This is a genomic window from Listeria sp. MAN/IMW/UF555 (genome assembly GCF_058684075.1).
Genome location: NZ_JBZWZS010000003.1, coordinates 114,068 through 132,437, shown reverse-complemented (window position 1 = coordinate 132,437; position 18,370 = coordinate 114,068). Strand labels below are relative to the sequence as shown.

Below are 18,370 nucleotides of genomic sequence, written 5' to 3'. Positions count from 1 at the left end.
CAAATGAAACTTAAAATCGTCTCGCCGATGGGCCAATTTTTTGAAGGTGATGTTGAGGGCTTTGTTATTAACACTAAAGAAGGCCAGCAAACTGTATTAGAAGAACACATCGATTGTTTAAGTTTTTTCGACTATAGTGAAATCATCATTTTAGATAGTGCAGCTACAGAGCCTATCTTTGTCGCCCTCGGTTATTTACATCTCGTTCAAAATGAAGCGAATATCATGGCTCAGTATGCTTCAAAAGATGCCGATCAAGCTGAACGAATTTTTGAAAGGCTCAACAAACGAAAACAAATGGAGAACAGGAGGATCACATGATAAGCGGATTTTTTGATACACTGCTACAAATTATTGCTCTTCTGTCCGCGTTTTTTCTTATTGTTTTGCTCCTTCTTACTGGTATTCGATATTTTCTATCAAAAGATGAAGTTCCATTAGAAAAAATTCAACGTTACCAATTGTGGCATAACCGCTACCAATTTGATGCAGAGGTGACAGCCTTTCTTGTCGTTATTACTGCGACACTTCTAGTATGTTTATCTGCAGTCCAAATAACCGCCATTCCGTTCCAATTTACATTATTAATGTTTTGGAGTAGCTGGCTGTTTCATCCATTTTCTTATTGGAAAAAAATGCGTACGCCACAAAAACTCAAAAAAGAAATTATGCAGCTACTCGGCTTAGTTTTAATTACAGCTTTGTACTTCGCTGGATACTTTGCACTTAAGTCAGTGTATTTAGTACTTGTGCAGGTAGCAGAAGCCCCTTGGCATATCCAACTCGGAGTAAGAAGTTATTTAATTATATGTAGTTTACTTGTAGCCAGTGGTGCACTAATTGTATGGCAACGAATTTACGCTAATTTACTGAAATAGTTTAATAAAAGTCTCTAAAAATCCTGTGTACAGACCGTTTCTTGCTAATGAAAACTTACGAGATTTAATGGGATTAATTAAAGAGAACGGGACTTATATCACTGGAAAAATGGTCTAAAAAATTTTAAAGGAGATAACTTTATATGATGAAACTTAAAAGCTTGAGGCGTCCATTATTATTTGTCATGGCAGCTTTACTGATTATCGGTCAATTGAATCTTTCGTCCTTCCGAGTATTCGCGGAAGAAAAAGGTAACGAATCAGTTTCTTATGAGATACAAAATGAACTTTCAAGCGACAAGAAAAAAGCTAAATTGAAGATTAAAACAACCCCTAAAAACGAGGAAGTTAAAATCTTAACGATACAAACACCAGATGGTAAAAAAGTAGAAGGTCAAGAAGCAGAATATACAGCTACGAAAAATGGTACTGTGGATTTTGTAATTAACTATCAAGACCAAGATAAAACAGAAAAAACTTATACTGCTTCTTATGAAGTAAATGATATTTCTGAAGAAGTACAAAATACACCGAAACCGACTGTCACGGAAGGAAATACTCCTAAAAAAGGATCTAACTTGCTTAAATCAAGCGCTCCTACCGTGTCAATGAAAATCCCTGATTATAACAAAACAAATTGGAATAATGGAGACATTAAAGACGTTTCTGTAACAGTTGAGTTTAACAACAACAATGCTTCTGGTAAAAAGATTAATTTCACCTTGCCCGACGGAATGCGTTTTGTTTCTCTACCCGTTCCAAGTAGTTATCAAGCACCTAGTAGCGTAGACTCGAATATCTTAAGTTATTTTGGCGCAGGTAATCCAGTTGGAGATTCGATTACTTCAGTAACTGTTCCAAATAAAGAAACAGGCTACAATAAAGCAACTTATGGTACTTTGAGTTATGAACTAGATCCAGCTACTGAAAAACTAACTCTAAACTTCTCTGTACAAGTAGATGCAGCTAAATACTATGGTCCTACTGACTTGAAGTCTCCAATTAAAGTTGATGCTTATATGGGAGAAGGAAGTACTCCAGCAGCATCCGCAGAGCAAAGCATTCGTGCTGAGGGTAAAACTGTTGTCGGTTATGCAAATCAAAAACAGGTAGACACAATGTTTAGAAACTGGTATACATCTTCATTTTTACCAGAAGTAAGTCCAAGTACAGCCACTGAAGATTCTTATAACTACACTAAACCTTATTCAGTTGTAAATGGTATCAGCCAAATGGATGGACGTGGTTCAAAAATCTTTGTTCCTAAAAACGTTAAAACTACTCTTTATTACCCAGAAGGTATGGAGTATGTAGGCGTAGTTAATGAAAACAAGAGTTTATTAACAAACAACGAAAATAGAACAATCACGCATTATCCAAACGAAAATAAAGTAGAAATTGACTTTAAACAAGAAAATTACTACGGTATTATTGAAACTATTTTAGCAGTAAAATACAAGGTACCAGAAGGAACAGAAGAAGGGACTTATACTTCTCCTAAAGTACCGCATGCTGTTATTACGACATATGATGATAAAGTGTTTGAAACAGATGCATTAACTAATGATGCAAGCGATACAACAACACTAGCAGCAAAAGACACATGTAAAGTAGTAGTAAAGCAGCAAATAAAATGGTTATGCTACCAAGAAACTACTATATAAATCCAGAAAACGAATCTTGGGCGGGACTTATTCAAATCAATAATAGGCAAACTGCCGGAGTGAAAACAAACCAAATTTACCAAATTAAATTTGATGAAAACTGGGAAGCCTATACTGTCAACATACCTTTTGATGGAACTTACCCAGGTAATAAAGTAAAAGACGTACAGTATAAAACGAACTTAAATTCGGAATATCGAACTTACGATGGTACTCTTCCGAAAACAAATGGTAATAAAATGCTTACTTTAGATTCGGCAGCAGTTGGACTTCAAGAAGGCGAGTACTTTACAGAAGTAAAAGCTAACGTTGGAGACTTCTCTGTAGGTTTTACTAATATTGACACAGCTGCTCCATTTAAAGCAGCAAATTCTGCTTCATACGGGATTGTTAAACCAGGTATTACATCTGTTCAATTTGATGTGAATGTTTGGGACGCAGATGATGAAGAAAAGACAAAAGTTTCAGGATCATCCACATATACAGTTTCTAACAATATAAGTACGGCAGCAAATGGTACAGCTTCATTCTATAATAGCGAAGGTTCGCCAATTAAAACTGCTCGTGCAGGAGAAACAGTAACAACTAAAGCATCATTAGTTATGCATGATTATCCTTATGGAACAAGATCTGTTCTTAATAATCCGGAAGTTTATCTACGCCAAATAGAAGGAACTACGGTTAAACCATCTTCCATTAAATTGACAGATCAAGATGGCAAAGAAGTTGATTTCACAGTAGAAGCAAAAACAGCTAAAACTGGTGATAAAGTTTATGTCATTAAAACAAAAGATGTAACAGTAGGGGAATTTGTTGGTTACCCATCCAAAAAACAATATTTGAATATCAGCTATAACACCACATTTGATATGACATTAAGTAAAAGCATTCACACTGATATTCAAGAATTACTTGCTTGGGGTGGAAGTAACGTAACTTCTGCACTAGGAGCGAACGTCTTCCCAGATAATGGATTAGATGTAAACCAAAATGGTAGAGATGCGGAACGTTTACTTTCAACTAATACAAGTACTCTAAGTGTTCCGAAACAAGATACAGTTGCCGTAGAGACTTTCTTAAATGTAGCCGGAGAAGGAATTAAAGCTGGTTATGTAGAAGGCGATGACAGTACTGTTTCCTATTTCACACCTGGAACTGACGCTGATTATATGGTTAAAATTACGAATACTTCTAGCGGTAGCGCAAGTAGCTTAGATATTTTTATCCCAATTCCAAAAACTGGACAAGACTTTGGTACAAAATTCCAAAGTGAACCTTTCAAATGGGACATGAAGCTAAACGGAGAAGTTCCTATGACAGCTCAGCAAAAATCTCAGTTTGATTTAACCTATACTGCTGATGCCACTGCAGATAATTATACGTCTGATAGCATTTACAGTAATACACTTACTGATTACGGAAAAGCTAATATGGTTCGCATCAAAGTTAAAACTAAAATTGAGTCAGGCGAATCTCAAACAATCAAAGTACCGCTGAAAGTAGATGAAACATTTGATTCTGCTACAGCTGGTAACAAAATTGGTGAACGTGATATATACAACCCTTACTATACAGTTGAAATTAACACTTATTCTGGTTCAATCGCAGGAACTCGAGTAGGAGCAGAGTTAGTAATTGTAGAAGTAGCAGGTAAGTTATTCAAAGATAAAAACGCGAGTGGTATTTATGAAACCGCACAAGGCGATACACCACTAGCAAATGAAACCGTTGAATTATACAAATGGGATGAAGCTACATCCACCTATGAACCATTCACCAAAGATGGACAAAATGTAACAACGACAACCGATGCTGATGGAAAATATAAGTTCGATTATAATTTAGGAATTGGTTACGGAAAATATGCTGTGAAATTCCCTGAAAAAGCAGGTTACAAGCATACGTTACAAAATGTTGGTAGAGATAAAGACTTAAATAGTGCAACACCAAATATGGGTACTGAAATTGGTTGGGTTAAAGATATTGATCCAGCACAACCAGATGCTCAGCACATTAATGCAGGGTACATTTCTTACGTTCCTGAAACAGATTTAAAAGTTAACTTGAATGAAAAAACAGTTCAAGAAGGTAAGAGCCTGAAAATCACTTTACCAAAAGTAGCTCCTACAAATGGTGAAGCAGCAGAAGATACAATTGAACCAGACATTTTCCAAAAAATCCAAGCTAACACAGATGGGTATAAGTGGACTACAGCTGATGCTTCCGTAGCAACAGCAAAAACACTAACTGATGGTTCTGTCGCAATTGTAGGTGGTTCTACGAATGGAAAAACAATTAGGGTTACAGATTTAACAATTGCTCTTAAAGATATTTTTGGCACAGAGAAAAAATCAACTGCCCCTCTTTATGTAACAACAGCAAACGGTAAAGTTGCTCAAAAAGATGAACTTAAAATTGGAGCAACTAACTTCACATTAGAATACAAAGATGCAGTTGTCCTTAGTGAAGCACAAGCAGTAACTAAAGCCAAAACAGCAGCATTTGAAGAAGTGAAAAACGGTGTGAATTCAGACGCTGAAGATCGCACTGATGTTGTCAAAGTAGACGAAAAACAATTAAAAGCTCTTAAAAACGGTTCTAACCGCGGTGGTACGTATCCACTAACGTTTACTCTTGAAAAAAATAGTAAAGAAGTTGAAACAGTTGTTGATGTAAAAGTAGAAAAAGACCTAACAGAAGTAAATGCTCATGATTCTACTATTTATGTTGGAGATAACTGGCGTGCGGCTGATAACTTTGATAGTGCGCTAAATAAAGAAGGCGAAACGCTTACTTTTGCGGACATCGAGGCTACTGGAACAGTTGATACAACAAAAGCGGGTGAATATCCGGTCACTTATAAATACAATGATACTACTAAAACAGTAACTATCACGGTAAAAGATGATGCGACCGAAATTAACGCGCATGATTCCACAATCTATACAGGCGATACTTGGAGTGCAAAAGATAACTTCGATAGCGCTGCAGATAGAGATGGAAATGAAGTAGCTTTATCAAAAGTAACAGTTACTAATACAGTTAATACAGCACAAGCTGGCACTTACCCAATCACGTATACGTATGGTGGTGTATCAAAAACTATTACAGTAACAGTTAAAGAAAATAAAAAAGGAATTAATGCCCATAACGCTACAATTTATGTAGGAGATAGCTGGACAGCAGAAGATAATTTCGATAATGCTGTTGATAAAGATGGCAATCCAGTAGAATTTTCAAAAGTGAAAGTAACTGAAACACCTAATGTTGATACTAATAAAGCGGGAACTTATCAATTGAAATATACTTTTGATGGAGCTTCCAAAACAGTTACTCTTACAGTTAAAAATATTCAAACTGCTGTTAATGCCCACGACTCCACAGTTTATGTAGGAGAAACATGGGAAGCGAAGGATAACTTCGACAGTGCACGAAATAAAGACGGAGAAACAGTCGCTTTTGCAGATGTAGAAGTAGAAGGAAATGTGGATATGACCGTAGCAGGAACATATTCAATCACATACAAATACGACGGTTTTTCTAAAACAATTAAAGTAACAGTTAAAAATCCACTAACTGCAATAACTGCACATGATTCTGTGGTTTATACAGGAGACAATTGGAGTGCTAAAGATAACTTTGATAGTGCAATTGATAAGGCTGGAAAACCAGTAGCTTATAGGGATATTACGGTGGAAGAAGATCCAACAGTAGACTTAAATACACCAGGAACCTACTCAGTAACGTATAAATATCAAGGTATATCTAAAGTAGTACAAATTACTGTGAAACCAAGACAAACTAAAGTAGAATCTCACGATAGCACGATTTATGCAGGAGCAAGTTGGAACGCCAAAGACAACTTCGATTCAGCGATAGATAAAAAAGGCGATGACGTCAAACTATCTGATGTGACTGTAATTGGCCGTGTTGATAACCAAACACCAGGCACATATGAAATCACTTATCGTTATGACGGTGTAACAAGCGTTTCTCGCGTGACAGTTTTACAAAATCATGCCAAAATCATTGTTAATGATAGTAAGCTGAAAACAAATGCAGATTGGGATGCGAAAGATAATTTCGTTCGCGCAATGTCTAGAGACGGTAGCGAAATTCCAATGTCTAAAGTAAAAGTTGAAGGTAAAGTTAATACGAAAAAAGCTGGGAAATACCAAGTAACTTATACAATTGATCCTAATGAAGGAACAGTAGATGCTGGAAAAGAAGAGCTTTCTGTTACAGCTACAATCGAAGTAGTAGAAGGAAAAGTAGCGATAACTCCATCAGAAAATAGCAATTCAGATGTAAAACCTGGTAAGCAAAAGACAGCAACATACCAACAAGCAATACCAAGAACAGGTGACCAAATGAATTTATGGGTTGTTGTAATGGGCGCTTGCCTAGTAGGATTTGCGTTGTTCTTATGGACGTTTAGACAAAGAAGACGTCACGGATAATTGAAAGAATAGTTTCGGGGAGGTAGGTATGTCAGGTTTAGACTAGCCTACCTTTTCCGGACATTTAAACAAGTTTTTCTATAGAGAGTTAGTTATACAGATAATACGGTTCAACCGATAGCCAAGGGTTTTAGACATCTAGGAGGAAAGGAAGTAGAAAAATGACCTTTTTAGAATTTCATCAACTAATCAGCCAAGATTCACTGATTTATTCATGGATTAGGAAAAATTTTTCTTTTGTTCACCAGGAGTTGGAGGCAGGTAAGGAACTTAAAATGCAACATGAACAACTAATCATCATGGAAAAAGGTCTGCTGATACAAAAAAGCGAAGAAGATAAGAAAAATACGATTCAACGAGTATTCGCGGATCAACGGATTATTTTTACGACAGGTGGAAGCCTTACGCTAGCTGCTCTAGAAGATACGGTTTATAGCGTTATCCCTACAGACGAATTGTTTGAGAAATTGGATGAGGATCAATTGTTACCTAATTTCTTTTTACAAATAGCTGAAGATTTTGAGCTAAGTATCGAATGGCAAAGAAAGTTAATGTCATCTTATCCAGAGGAACGGGTCAGAATGGTTTTGAGAAGAGTAATTGAACGATATAAACTAGATCCTGTGCACAATCCAGTATTTCCAAGATGGCTTAAAATTTATGTTCTAGCAAAGTTCGCAAAATGTTCTGTCTCAACAACTTCTATGATAGTAAATGATTTAGCTGAGAAGGGTGAAATTAATGTTAAAATGACTCCTTGGGTATTAATGCAGAATTCACCAGCATATTGTGTCTCTTAATAAAACTATAAAAAACTACTCAAATTTAATTTTTGAGTAGTTTTTTTGTTTTTTAGTAGGGTTAATATGAAATTAATAACTTTTTTCAATATACTTTGTTCATTTTTTAGATACACTAAAATTTGAGTATCTATTTTCTGTATTAATGAGCGATACACTATTTAATATCTTTATAATTTAGAATGATAAAGTATTGGTAAATAAGGGTTTTGGGTGCAATACTAATAAGTTGGCACAGAACTTGCAATATATTAAGCGGGTAGCAAAATAAATGAATTATATTAGGAGGGAAAAAGATGGTAGGAATTATCCTCGCAACTCACGGTGAATTTGCTGAAGGTATTTTGCAGTCCGGAACAATGATTTTCGGCGAGCAAGAAAACGTTAAAGCAATCACTTTGATGCCAAGCGAAGGTCCAGAAGACATCAAAGCTAAGATGGAAGCTGCAATAGCATCCTTTGATAGCCAAGATGAAGTTTTATTCTTAGTGGATCTTTGGGGAGGCACACCATTCAATCAAGCAAACGGTCTTTATGAATTACATAAAGATAAGTGGGCAATCGTAGCAGGACTTAATTTGCCAATGCTGATTGAAGCTTTCTCATCACGTTTCACAATGGAAAGCGCACACGAAATCGCAGCAAATATCCTTGCGCCAGCTCAAGAAGGTATCCGTGTGAAACCAGAAGAACTTCAGCCGCAAGTAACAGCTACTGAACAACCACAAGCAGAAATCGCTGCAGTTGGTGATGGCAAAATTGAATTCGTTTTAACTCGTGTTGATTCTCGTCTCTTGCATGGTCAAGTAGCCACTGCTTGGACAAAAGCAACACACCCAACAAGAATCATCGTCGTTTCAGATGCAGTTGCAAAAGACGATCTTCGTAAAAAATTAATCGAACAAGCAGCACCACCAGGAGTAAAAGCTAACGTTATCCCAGTCCAAAAAATGATTGAGATTTCAAAAGATCCACGTTTCGGCAATACAAAAGCACTTTTATTATTCGAAAATCCTCAAGATGTTTTACGCGCAATTGAAGGTGGCGTAGAAATCGAACAAGTAAACGTTGGTTCCATGGCTCACTCTGTAGGTAAAGTTGTTGTTAGCAAAGTACTTTCCATGGGGAAAGATGATGTTGCCACTTTTGAGAAATTAAAAGAAAAAGGCGTTAAATTCGATGTGCGTAAAGTCCCTAATGACTCAAGCGCAAACATGGATGAAATCATCAAAAAAGCAAAAAATGAATTAAAGACACAATAAAAAATTAAAATAGGAGGTTTATTATGTCTGTCATATCAATAATTTTAGTAGTACTTATTGCATTTTTAGCAGGTATCGAAGGAATTCTAGATGAATTTCAGTTCCATCAGCCATTAATCGCATGTACATTAATTGGTCTCGTAACAGGTAACTTAACAGCATGTATCATCCTTGGCGGAACTCTACAAATGATCGCACTTGGATGGGCAAACATCGGAGCAGCCGTAGCACCAGATGCCGCGCTTGCCTCAGTAGCTTCAGCAATTATATTAGTTTTAGGTGGACAAGGGGTAGCAGGTATTCCGTCCGCAATCGCAATTGCAATTCCGCTTGCAGTAGCAGGTCTTTTCTTAACAATGATCGTTCGTACATTGGCAGTTCCAATTGTTCACTTGATGGACAGAGCCGCTGAAAAAGGGAATATTCGCACCGTAGAATGGTTACATATTTCAGCAATTTGTATGCAAGGTATTCGTATCGCAATCCCTGCAGCAGCACTTTTATTCATTCCAGCAGACAGCGTTCAATCTTTCTTAGAAGCAATGCCAGCTTGGTTAACAGATGGTATGGCTATCGGCGGAGGAATGGTAGTTGCCGTTGGTTATGCGCTTGTTATTAACATGATGGCTACTAAAGAAGTATGGCCGTTCTTCGTTATCGGTTTCGTAGTAGCTGCAATTTCTCAACTTACACTTATCGCAATTGGTGCTCTAGGTGTTGCACTTGCTCTTATTTACCTTAACCTATCTAAAATGGGTGGCGGTAATTCAAATGGCGGTGGAGGCGGAAACTCACGCGATCCACTCGGCGATATATTAAACGACTATTAATAAAAAAAGGAGGAGAATAGAATGGCAGAAAAAATCGAATTATCAAAGAGAGACCGTCTACGCGTAGCATGGCGCTCTACGTTCATTCAAGGTTCATGGAACTACGAACGTATGCAAAATGGTGGCTGGGCATTCTCTATGATTCCCGCTATTAAAAAATTATATAAAACAAAAGAAGACCGTTCATCTGCGTTAAAACGTCATTTAGAATTCTTTAATACACATCCATATATTGCATCTCCAATTCTTGGGGTAACACTTGCACTTGAAGAAGAACGTGCAAATGGTGCAGAAGTTGATGATGTAGCAATTCAAGGGGTTAAAGTTGGTATGATGGGACCTCTAGCTGGTGTTGGTGACCCAGTATTCTGGTTTACAATTCGTCCAATGTTAGGAGCATTAGGTGCTTCTCTTGCCTTGAGTGGAAACATTCTTGGACCTATCTTATTCTTCGTTGCTTGGAACGTAATCCGTTGGGGCTTCATGTGGTATACACAAGAATTCGGCTACCAAGCTGGTTCTAAAATTACTGATGACCTTTCTGGTGGATTACTGCAAGACATTACAAAAGGTGCTTCGATACTCGGGATGTTCGTCCTCGCCGCCTTGGTGCAGAGATGGGTAAATATCCAGTTTGCGCCAATTATCTCGAAAGTTAAACTTGATGAAGGTGCGTATATTGACTGGAGCCATCTTCCACAAGGTGCACAAGGTATCAAAACTGCTTTAGAACAACAACAAGCAGGATTAGCTCTTTCTGAAATTAAAGTAACAACCTTGCAAAATAACTTGGATAACTTAATCCCAGGACTTGCAGCAGTAGCTCTTACATTCCTATGTATGTGGTTACTTAAGAAAAAAATCAGCCCAATTATCATCATTCTAGGTCTATTCGTAGTTGGTATAGTTGGTCACTTAATCGGGCTTCTGTAAAAATAAGCTGATCGAAAAGAGGCTGGTGCAATATTCACCGAGCCTCTTTTCGTTTAGATATATGACACAGATAAACGAATACGGTATAATAAACAAAACAAGCGAAAAGAAATGGAGCGAATACAGTTGGTTCAATCGATTAATACAAAGGTAGACTTAACAATAGATGCCACCGCGTATACTGGACTTACAGATTACGGGAAAATTATGATTGGCGACAAAGGTTTTGAATTTTTCAACTCACGTGATGTGCGTAAATTCGTTCAAATCCCTTGGGAAGAAGTAGATCAAGTTATTGTATCCGTTATGCTAAAAGGTAAGTGGATCCCTCGCTACGCCATTAAAACAAAGCGCAACGGCACATATACATTTGCTTCTAAAAAGCCTAAAGAAGTTTTACGTAAAATAAGAGTTTATGTCGACCCAGCCAATATGGTGAGCTCGCTAAGTTTCTTTGATGTTATGAAGCGCTCGTTTCGGTCGATATTTAGCAAGAAGAAAAACAAAAATAAATAAGCCGATTTATACCGAAAAGCTTCAATGGACTTATGTCTGTTGATGCTTTTTTTCGTACATAGTAATTGAACAAACAGCACATTTTGGTACAATAGAAAGTGAAATCAAAAGTAAACGAAGGAGGAACACCAACATGAAAAAACCAAGAATCTACACGATGTCATTCGCTAGTGTATACCCTCTTTACATACAAAAAGTGGAGAAAAAAGATCGTACAAGAGAAGAAGTGGACGAAATTATTTTTTGGCTAACCGGTTATGACCAAGCTTCCTTACAAAAAGCCATAGATCAAGAAATCGACTTTGAGACTTTTTTCGAACAAGCACCAAAAATGAATCCTAACGCCTCTTTAATCACCGGAGTTATATGTGGCTACCGAGTGGAAGAAATTGAAGATAAACTTATGCAACAAATCCGTTATCTAGATAAATTAGTTGATGAACTTGCAAAAGGAAAGAAAATGGAGAAAATTTTAAGAAAATAAGTAAAAAGCAGCCGTTTTGAATGGCTGCTTTTTTGTTGGTTAGCTTTTAGAAACTTTCTTTTTTAAAGCTGCTAATGAATTCGCTACTTTTAAAGTCGTTTTCACAGATTTTCGGTTTAATGTACCTTGATAATGTCTGATTTTATTTGTAAGTTCGTGATTTTTCTTTAGCGTCAGCTGTAATTTTTGTGTAGTATCTGTCAGTTGTTTTTCTAATTGCTGATTTTTTTCTTGTGATTCAGTAATTTTCTGTTGGTATTTTTTGTTTTGCTCAGAAGTTGTTTTTTTCAGTTGGGTGAGTTGATTATTTACGAGATTAACGCGGTATCTTGTGCTAAAATCATGTCTTTCTTTTAATAAGTTGGTGGAGATTTTTACTCGGTTTAGCATTTCTTGAGGATTTAATATGGAAATGGGGTCTGGACTTGATGGGAAAGTAATGGAGTTTATAAGTTCATCCATAGGAGCTGATTTTCTGTTTTTATCGTGTTTGTAGATATGATTGAGACCGTTTGTATCTAAGAAATCAATATAGTTATCAAAATTCCTTGCTTGGACTTTTTCGGCTGATTTCAGGTCCACTTTAGTTAGTAATTCTTGGAGGTTGCTTGTTTTTTCCAATTCATCGATGGTGACGTGAGGAAGTGCATGGTAGGAGGCTAGTTCACGCATTCTAGCATCTTGGACAAATGAAATATTAGGTGTTCCGACTATTGTTGGAATGACATTTCCATGTAAGCGAGAGCCAATGCTAAAATCAACATTCTTCACAAAATCGAACCAACTAGGCATGCTAGTGAAATATTTTACTCGACCTTCTTGGTAATACTTATGTTGGATATTTGTTGGGTAGCCATGGATATCACTAGAGATGTCTGGACCGCCAGCATACATTAAATGGAATTCGTCTAGGTGTTGAGGGATAAATTGGTAATCTTTATATGTATTAATCAAGTTGTTTAAGAACTCGATAGCTATATCTGAAGAGGTTGGAGATGCATTGATAGCAATGGAGGATTGTTCTGTTAAGTGGAGTTCTCTGATTTTTATTTCTCGACCAAATGTATAAAGGGAAGGACAGCCAATTACTCGATAGTCTATATCTTCATTAAATCCGAGTTTTTTTAAATAATCTGCTGTAATCTGTCCTCGAACTCCTATTTGAGCCGATTTTTCAAGGACTGCTTTTACAAAATTAGTAACATCTTCATCAAAAGTGAAACCTTCGTCTAACTGAGGTTCATAGTTTGCTCGTAAACCTACCCCTGTGACTACAACCGGGATTTTCAGCTTACGAATCAACTGTGTATAATTACGGAGCACGGGTCGAAAATCTTCACGGAAAGCATCAGCTAGAGGCACAATGTACAAATCGTAATTTTCATTAATTTTTTCTGCTAAATTAGGATTAGAAGATAACCCATCAGCGTGTATTTCTACATTGTCATTCCATAAAGTCCTATAAATGCTGTATTGGTAAGCTAGATTACCATTATTAAATCCTGTTCGATCCTTTAAATAAATATCTTCAGGCATGTATACGTTTGTAGGGCGCATACCGGACCTAATGAGTATTCTTTTCACTAAAAAACCACATCCTTAACCTAGTTAATATTTAAAGTATATCAAAATATTAATTAAGTTAACAATTTCCGGGATGAAGTTATTTAAGTTTATTTTTACACGAATCAAAGAAGAAACCGATTTGTTCCACTAGTCCTTCGTTAACCGAATAAATATGCGTTGTCCCTTCCTTTCTTAAATTAATTAGTTGTGCTTCTTTAAGCAGTTTAATGTGGTGTGACATGGTTGATTTGGAAATATTGTATGTTTCGCCAGAGAAACGTTTTTCTTTACTTTTTAGTAAACATAGGAAAATATCCAGGCGAATTGGATCGCTTAAGGCTTGGAAAATTAATAATAAATCTGATTTTGATAGCTCATTTAACTTTTTCATATGATTATCATATCATAACTTACATTTTAATTGCGCGGAACTTGCTGTTATGTTATATTATGATAGTTCGAAAAAAATCGAACTATCAAATCCGAAAGAAGTTGTTGGTAAATGTTGCATATTGAAGCACAAATGACGATAAAAAAAGAGCAAATAGAAGCTTTTTTGCAGGCAGCTAAGGAAGTTATTGCCGCGTCACAAGCAGAAACAGGAAATCATGGCTATGAATTAGTACAATCTACTGAAAATGAGACAGTTTTTTATATGCTGGAAAAATGGGCGGATATGGATGCTATTCAACAACACAATGAAAGCGAGCATTTCAAAAAATTTCAGAACGCCGCTGCTAATTTTGTTGCAAAACCACTTGAGATTTCAGTTTTAACGCCACATGCGCGATAAGGAGGAGAAAGAGATGACTTATTTAAATAATGATTTTGAAGATTTAATGAAAAACCGTCGTTCGATTCGAGAATACGATGAAACGGTGAAAATTAGCCAAGAAGAAATGAAAGCTATTTTGGAGGATGCGGTAACTGCTCCGTCATCTGTAAATATGCAGCCGTGGCGCTTTGTGGTTGTAGAAAGTGATGCTGGTAAAGAAAAATTAAGTTCATTAGTACGCTTTAACACACGCCAAAACGAAACTTCTTCCGCAATGATCTTAATTTTCGGGGACCTACAAAACTTTGAAAATGGCGAAAAAATTTACGGGGAAGCTGTGAATCGCGGTTTAATGCCCGCCGAAATAAAAGAACAACAAATGGCAAAATTAAGCCAATACTTTGAAACAATTCCGCGTTCGGAAGCAGAACGAGTTGTATTAATTGATGGTGGTCTAGTGGCGATGCAGTTAATGTTGGTTTCACGTGCGCATGGTTATGATACAAATCCAATTGGTGGTTTTGAGCGTAAAGAAGTGGCCGAAGCATTTAACATGGATCCAGAACGCTACGTCCCAGTGATGCTCGTTTCTATCGGAAAAGCTAAAAATTCCGGTTACGAGTCTTATCGTTTACCAATCACAGACGTAACGACTTTCGCTTAAAGGGTGGAACGAGGGAATAGCCGATATTTCCTTGTTCCTTTTTGTTCTTCTTGGTATAATAAAAACAACATAAAGCCGAGGAGGAAAAGCAACTATGACGATCAAAATAACTCGTAAAACAGGTATTGGCGGCGGTATTACTCCAGTGAAAGTTAGAATCGAAAATGAAGAAATTGTAAAACTCGACAATCATCAGTCTCATTTTTTTATGCCTAAGATGGAGAAAACAAAGGTTCGCGTGACTGATTGGTTCTTTGGGAGTCAGGAAGCAGTTTTGGAAAATAGTAATGATGTTATTGTGCGGATTAACCGTAAAGCACTAATATTAAATTATTCAATGTTCCCGTTTCTAATTTACGGTTTAGTTATGACTAGTTTGGCTTCTACGTTAATTGCACTCGGTCTCTTTTTGGCATCAATTTTTTATTCGCGAAAGCATTGGTTTGAATTTGTGAAAATTAAATAATAATTAATCGATAGTATGAGCCAAGTGCTTGTACTATTTTTTTATCTGTGTAAGTTTTTATTCCATCTGTGTATCTTAGGAACAAGCTTGAAACCGCTAAATGACAACGCTTTCTTTTGGCATGATAATTGCATGTTATACAGTTGCTCAGAATGAATCTTTAATTGGAGGGAGGAACTTAGAGAAAAGAAACATTCTGGCAACCACACAAAAAGGGGTACAGAGAGACAAACTTAGAACTGCCGAAATGAGGTTTATAAATCAAAAATCGGGGTGAAGAGATGAATAAGAAGATGAAAAAGCTTTTTAGTATTACTTCTGTTGTGTTGTTAGTATTATCGTTAGTGGTTGTATCAATTGGTGCAGAGTCAAAACGGGCGAAAGCGGCTGAAAATGTACCACAGTATCGAAATGTTATGTATTATGGTGATTGGTCGATTTGGGGAGGAGAAGGGAATTTTTATCCGAAAGATATTCCAGCTGATCAATTAACACATTTAAATTTTGCTTTCTTGGATTTTAATAGTAATGGAGATTTAGTTTTTACTGATAAAGATGCTGCTGTTGGAGCGCCTGTTGGACAAGAGGGAGTTCAGTGGGGCGGAGCGAATGCGGGTGTATTGAATGCGATTCAAGATTTACGTGCTCAAAATCCGAATTTGAAAATAGGGGTTTCGGTTGGAGGATGGTCTAAGTCGGGTGATTTCTCGACAGTTGCAGCAGATCCGACAAAACGGGCTAATTTTGTCAAAAATGTGATGAAATTTGTGAAATATACTAATATGGATTTTGTTGATTTGGACTGGGAATATCCGGCTTCGGTACGGGATGCTGACCTTGTTGATAATAAAAACGATGAGGGTACACCAAATGCAAAACCTGCGGATAAGCAAAACTTTATTACACTTTTACAAGATTTAAGAACAGCTTTGGATAAACAAGGCGTTGATATTAACAAGAAATACGAGTTATCGGTCGCTTTACCAGCTGCAAAATCTACTTTAGAAAATGGAGTGGATGTAGCGAATCTGTTTAAAGTAGTCGATTTTGCGAATGTGATGACCTATGATTTAAATGGTGCTTGGACACCGAATAGTGCGCATCATACAGCGCTTTACGGCAATCCGAAAGACCCGAATTACAATAGTGGTTTTTCTGTTGACCAAACCGTAAAATACTTAAAAGAAAAGGGAGCCGTTTCGAATAAAATTGTTGTTGGGGCAGCATTTTATACTCGAGGTTGGAATAAAGTAGCTGCGGGAACAGACACTGCATTGCCAGGTCTTTTCCAAGCGGCTGAAAAAACGAATAAGGATGCAGATGGCTCGCTCACTTATGGGGCAAACAATGAAAACCCAATTAAAACTGGTGATGGGGGCCGTGCTGGTGGAGTTTGGGCGTATAGAAGTATTGATGCTCTAAAAGCCAAGACGCCAACTTTAAAAGAATATTGGGATGATACTGCCAAAGCGCCGTATCTTTATAGTAAGGAAACTGGGGAGTTTTACACATATGACAATACTCGTTCAATTGGCTATAAGGCACAGTATGTAAAAGATAATAATCTTGGTGGGATGATTTCTTGGATGCAGTCGCAGGATAAAACCACGACTTCAACTAAGCGCGATGAACTTACAAAGGCTATTAAAACCGGATTGTTCGGTACAAGTGCAATCCCGCAAAACGCAATCACATATGCGAATTTAAATGTGGTAGCAACTGTAAAACCTTATAGTGAAAATGGAGTCGGATACGAAATTACGATTACTAATAATGAAAAAGCGGATGAAACAAATGAAGTCTTGAAATCAACAGAGCTATCTTTTGAAACAGTAAAATTACCTAAGTTTTATATTCCCGTAAAAGCTGGCGAAACGCTTACTGCTGGAGATTATAAAGCAGGTACGGTTACTACTTCAGGTGGCAATACAGTAGTTGATTTAGCTTCGGTGTATGATGCACAGCAAATTCCGCAAGGCGTATCTTATACTTTCCGCTTAAAATCGAGTGCATCTAGTGTGGATGTAAATAATATTTCTAAAATTGATTTAACACAACGGATGGTAAAATCGAGTGTCGAATTTGGTAAACAAACTATTTTTGGCGGGGGAACTGTTGTACCTGATCCAAGCGATACAGAAGCGCCAACAGTGCCAAAATCACTCGCATCTTCTAATGTAACAGACAAATCTGCTACTCTAACGTGGACAGCTTCAACAGATAATAAAGCAGTGGTTGGATATAAAGTGTACCGAAATGGGACCGAAGTTGGCTCTGTTTCAGGAACTACTTTTACAGATAGTGGCTTAACTGCAAAAACAGCGTATTCTTATACAGTAAAAGCATACGATGCGGCAGGAAATTTCTCGGCAGCAAGTTCTGCCTTAACTGTAACAACGCTTGATGCGGCAACACCACCAGCAACTCCAGCATGGGACGCTGCAAAAACCTATAATAAGGGAGATAGGGTTTCTTACAAAGGGAAAACATACGAAGCACAGTGGTGGACTCAAGGAAATGAGCCAGGAGCTGAACAGTGGGGTCCTTGGTTGTTAATAAATTAATAGACAAAAACAGAGATTCTCACCTGAGAATCTCTGTTTTTATTTAAAAATGTAGCCATTAATAGAGCGTTTCCCTAGGGCTCCAGTGGATTGCGAATATAATTGGGTGCTTACTGTTAATTAAAAAATTATTTAGAAAAGGAAAATATAACAAAAAACAGCTAAAAAATTAATTTTGGTTGTTTTTTCTATAACCACTTTAACCATGCGCAAGGATGTATTAAGTGTTTTAAAACGCGCGAAACGTTGGCACATCTGAAACTAGCTAGTTGGTGAAAAAATTTCTGTTTGTCCGCGAAACGCGTTAAATTCAACAATATGAAATAAATAAGACACAAATTCGACAAAAATGGTCAACGGATGGTCTGTTTTTAATAGAGCTACTTTTTTACAAGCAGTTATAATATAAAACTGAGGAGTCGGATTGTGAAAAAACTTTTATAACTCCTTTTGTTAGCGCTGTTAATAAAGGTTTTATCCAAAACAACGACCGATTACGTGGTAAAAA

General features: G+C 37.0%; 14 protein-coding genes and 1 pseudogene. 13 read left to right on the top strand and 2 right to left on the bottom strand.

All coding sequences use genetic code 11. From position 1 onward, the window contains the following. The first annotated feature begins 3 nt into the window (after positions 1-3). The 9 genes and pseudogenes from AC4PG8_RS10475 (at position 4) to AC4PG8_RS10435 (ending at position 11,827) form a co-directional block, all read left to right on the top strand. Positions 4-321, top strand: a complete 318-nt coding sequence (locus tag AC4PG8_RS10475; protein ID WP_070752049.1) for a F0F1 ATP synthase subunit epsilon — start codon at positions 4-6, stop codon at positions 319-321. Next, on the top strand, positions 318-878 hold the full coding sequence (locus AC4PG8_RS10470; RefSeq protein WP_492170338.1) for a hypothetical protein: 561 nt from the start codon (positions 318-320) through the stop codon (positions 876-878). Before AC4PG8_RS10475 ends, AC4PG8_RS10470 begins: the two co-directional genes overlap by 4 nt. Positions 879-1,021: 143 nt before the next feature. Then, positions 1,022-7,002 (top strand): annotated as a pseudogene (lcp, locus tag AC4PG8_RS10465) (putative cellulose-binding protein LCP). A gap of 161 nt (positions 7,003-7,163) precedes the next feature. Continuing rightward, positions 7,164-7,802: a mpt operon Crp-Fnr family transcription regulator gene (locus AC4PG8_RS10460; protein WP_070752043.1), complete on the top strand. Its 639-nt coding sequence runs from the start codon at positions 7,164-7,166 to the stop codon at positions 7,800-7,802. A gap of 296 nt (positions 7,803-8,098) precedes the next feature. After that, entirely contained in the window at positions 8,099-9,064 is a 966-nt protein-coding gene (locus tag AC4PG8_RS10455; RefSeq protein ID WP_012582142.1) for a mannose/fructose/sorbose PTS transporter subunit IIA, read from the top strand. Positions 9,065-9,087: 23 nt separating this feature from the next. Next, the gene (locus AC4PG8_RS10450; protein WP_003764836.1) at positions 9,088-9,894 is read left to right on the top strand and encodes a PTS mannose/fructose/sorbose transporter subunit IIC; all 807 of its coding nucleotides are present in this window, start codon (positions 9,088-9,090) and stop codon (positions 9,892-9,894) included. A gap of 21 nt (positions 9,895-9,915) precedes the next feature. Next, positions 9,916-10,827: a PTS system mannose/fructose/sorbose family transporter subunit IID gene (locus AC4PG8_RS10445; protein ID WP_492170337.1), complete on the top strand. Its 912-nt coding sequence runs from the start codon at positions 9,916-9,918 to the stop codon at positions 10,825-10,827. A 126-nt stretch (positions 10,828-10,953) separates the two neighbouring features. Beyond that, positions 10,954-11,343 (top strand): DUF956 family protein, encoded by a 390-nt coding sequence (locus tag AC4PG8_RS10440; RefSeq protein WP_003728941.1) that lies wholly within the window; start codon positions 10,954-10,956, stop codon positions 11,341-11,343. Positions 11,344-11,476: 133 nt separating this feature from the next. Next, positions 11,477-11,827 carry a DUF2200 domain-containing protein gene (locus AC4PG8_RS10435; protein ID WP_185323911.1) on the top strand — a complete coding sequence of 117 codons (351 nt, stop codon included), beginning with the start codon at positions 11,477-11,479 and terminating at the stop codon, positions 11,825-11,827. 39 nt (positions 11,828-11,866) lie between these two features. Here AC4PG8_RS10435 and AC4PG8_RS10430 read toward each other — a convergent pair whose 3' ends face one another. Both AC4PG8_RS10430 and AC4PG8_RS10425 read right to left on the bottom strand, forming a co-directional pair. Beyond that, a complete protein-coding gene (locus tag AC4PG8_RS10430) occupies positions 11,867-13,384 on the bottom strand; it encodes a polysaccharide pyruvyl transferase family protein (RefSeq protein WP_492170404.1) in 1,518 nt (505 codons plus the stop codon). A gap of 106 nt (positions 13,385-13,490) precedes the next feature. Continuing rightward, complete coding sequence (locus tag AC4PG8_RS10425; protein ID WP_003759790.1) at positions 13,491-13,784, bottom strand: ArsR/SmtB family transcription factor; 294 nt, start codon at positions 13,782-13,784, stop codon at positions 13,491-13,493. 111 nt (positions 13,785-13,895) lie between these two features. Here AC4PG8_RS10425 and AC4PG8_RS10420 point away from each other — a divergent pair, with 111 nt between their 5' ends. From AC4PG8_RS10420 to chiB, 4 genes are all read left to right on the top strand, one after another. Beyond that, positions 13,896-14,186: a putative quinol monooxygenase gene (locus tag AC4PG8_RS10420; protein WP_492170336.1), complete on the top strand. Its 291-nt coding sequence runs from the start codon at positions 13,896-13,898 to the stop codon at positions 14,184-14,186. Positions 14,187-14,199: 13 nt separating this feature from the next. Then, positions 14,200-14,832 carry a nitroreductase family protein gene (locus AC4PG8_RS10415; RefSeq protein ID WP_492170335.1) on the top strand — a complete coding sequence of 211 codons (633 nt, stop codon included), beginning with the start codon at positions 14,200-14,202 and terminating at the stop codon, positions 14,830-14,832. A gap of 94 nt (positions 14,833-14,926) precedes the next feature. Continuing rightward, positions 14,927-15,298 (top strand): hypothetical protein, encoded by a 372-nt coding sequence (locus AC4PG8_RS10410; protein ID WP_045553696.1) that lies wholly within the window; start codon positions 14,927-14,929, stop codon positions 15,296-15,298. Positions 15,299-15,591: 293 nt separating this feature from the next. After that, on the top strand, positions 15,592-17,862 hold the full coding sequence (chiB, locus tag AC4PG8_RS10405) for a chitinase ChiB (RefSeq protein WP_492170403.1): 2,271 nt from the start codon (positions 15,592-15,594) through the stop codon (positions 17,860-17,862). The last annotated feature ends 508 nt before the right edge of the window (positions 17,863-18,370 follow it).

Coding starts and splice junctions, on each gene's coding strand:
- chiB (WP_492170403.1), top strand. CDS start 15,592: ATGAAAAAGCTTTTTAGTATTACTTCTGTTGTGTTGTTAGTATTATCG.
- AC4PG8_RS10450 (WP_003764836.1), top strand. CDS start 9,088: ATGTCTGTCATATCAATAATTTTAGTAGTACTTATTGCATTTTTAGCA.
- AC4PG8_RS10475 (WP_070752049.1), top strand. CDS start 4: ATGAAACTTAAAATCGTCTCGCCGATGGGCCAATTTTTTGAAGGTGAT.
- AC4PG8_RS10415 (WP_492170335.1), top strand. CDS start 14,200: ATGACTTATTTAAATAATGATTTTGAAGATTTAATGAAAAACCGTCGT.
- AC4PG8_RS10470 (WP_492170338.1), top strand. CDS start 318: ATGATAAGCGGATTTTTTGATACACTGCTACAAATTATTGCTCTTCTG.
- AC4PG8_RS10425 (WP_003759790.1), bottom strand. CDS start 13,784: ATGAAAAAGTTAAATGAGCTATCAAAATCAGATTTATTATTAATTTTC.
- AC4PG8_RS10435 (WP_185323911.1), top strand. CDS start 11,477: ATGAAAAAACCAAGAATCTACACGATGTCATTCGCTAGTGTATACCCT.
- AC4PG8_RS10445 (WP_492170337.1), top strand. CDS start 9,916: ATGGCAGAAAAAATCGAATTATCAAAGAGAGACCGTCTACGCGTAGCA.
- AC4PG8_RS10455 (WP_012582142.1), top strand. CDS start 8,099: ATGGTAGGAATTATCCTCGCAACTCACGGTGAATTTGCTGAAGGTATT.
- AC4PG8_RS10410 (WP_045553696.1), top strand. CDS start 14,927: ATGACGATCAAAATAACTCGTAAAACAGGTATTGGCGGCGGTATTACT.
- AC4PG8_RS10460 (WP_070752043.1), top strand. CDS start 7,164: ATGACCTTTTTAGAATTTCATCAACTAATCAGCCAAGATTCACTGATT.
- AC4PG8_RS10430 (WP_492170404.1), bottom strand. CDS start 13,384: ATGCGCCCTACAAACGTATACATGCCTGAAGATATTTATTTAAAGGAT.
- AC4PG8_RS10420 (WP_492170336.1), top strand. CDS start 13,896: ATGTTGCATATTGAAGCACAAATGACGATAAAAAAAGAGCAAATAGAA.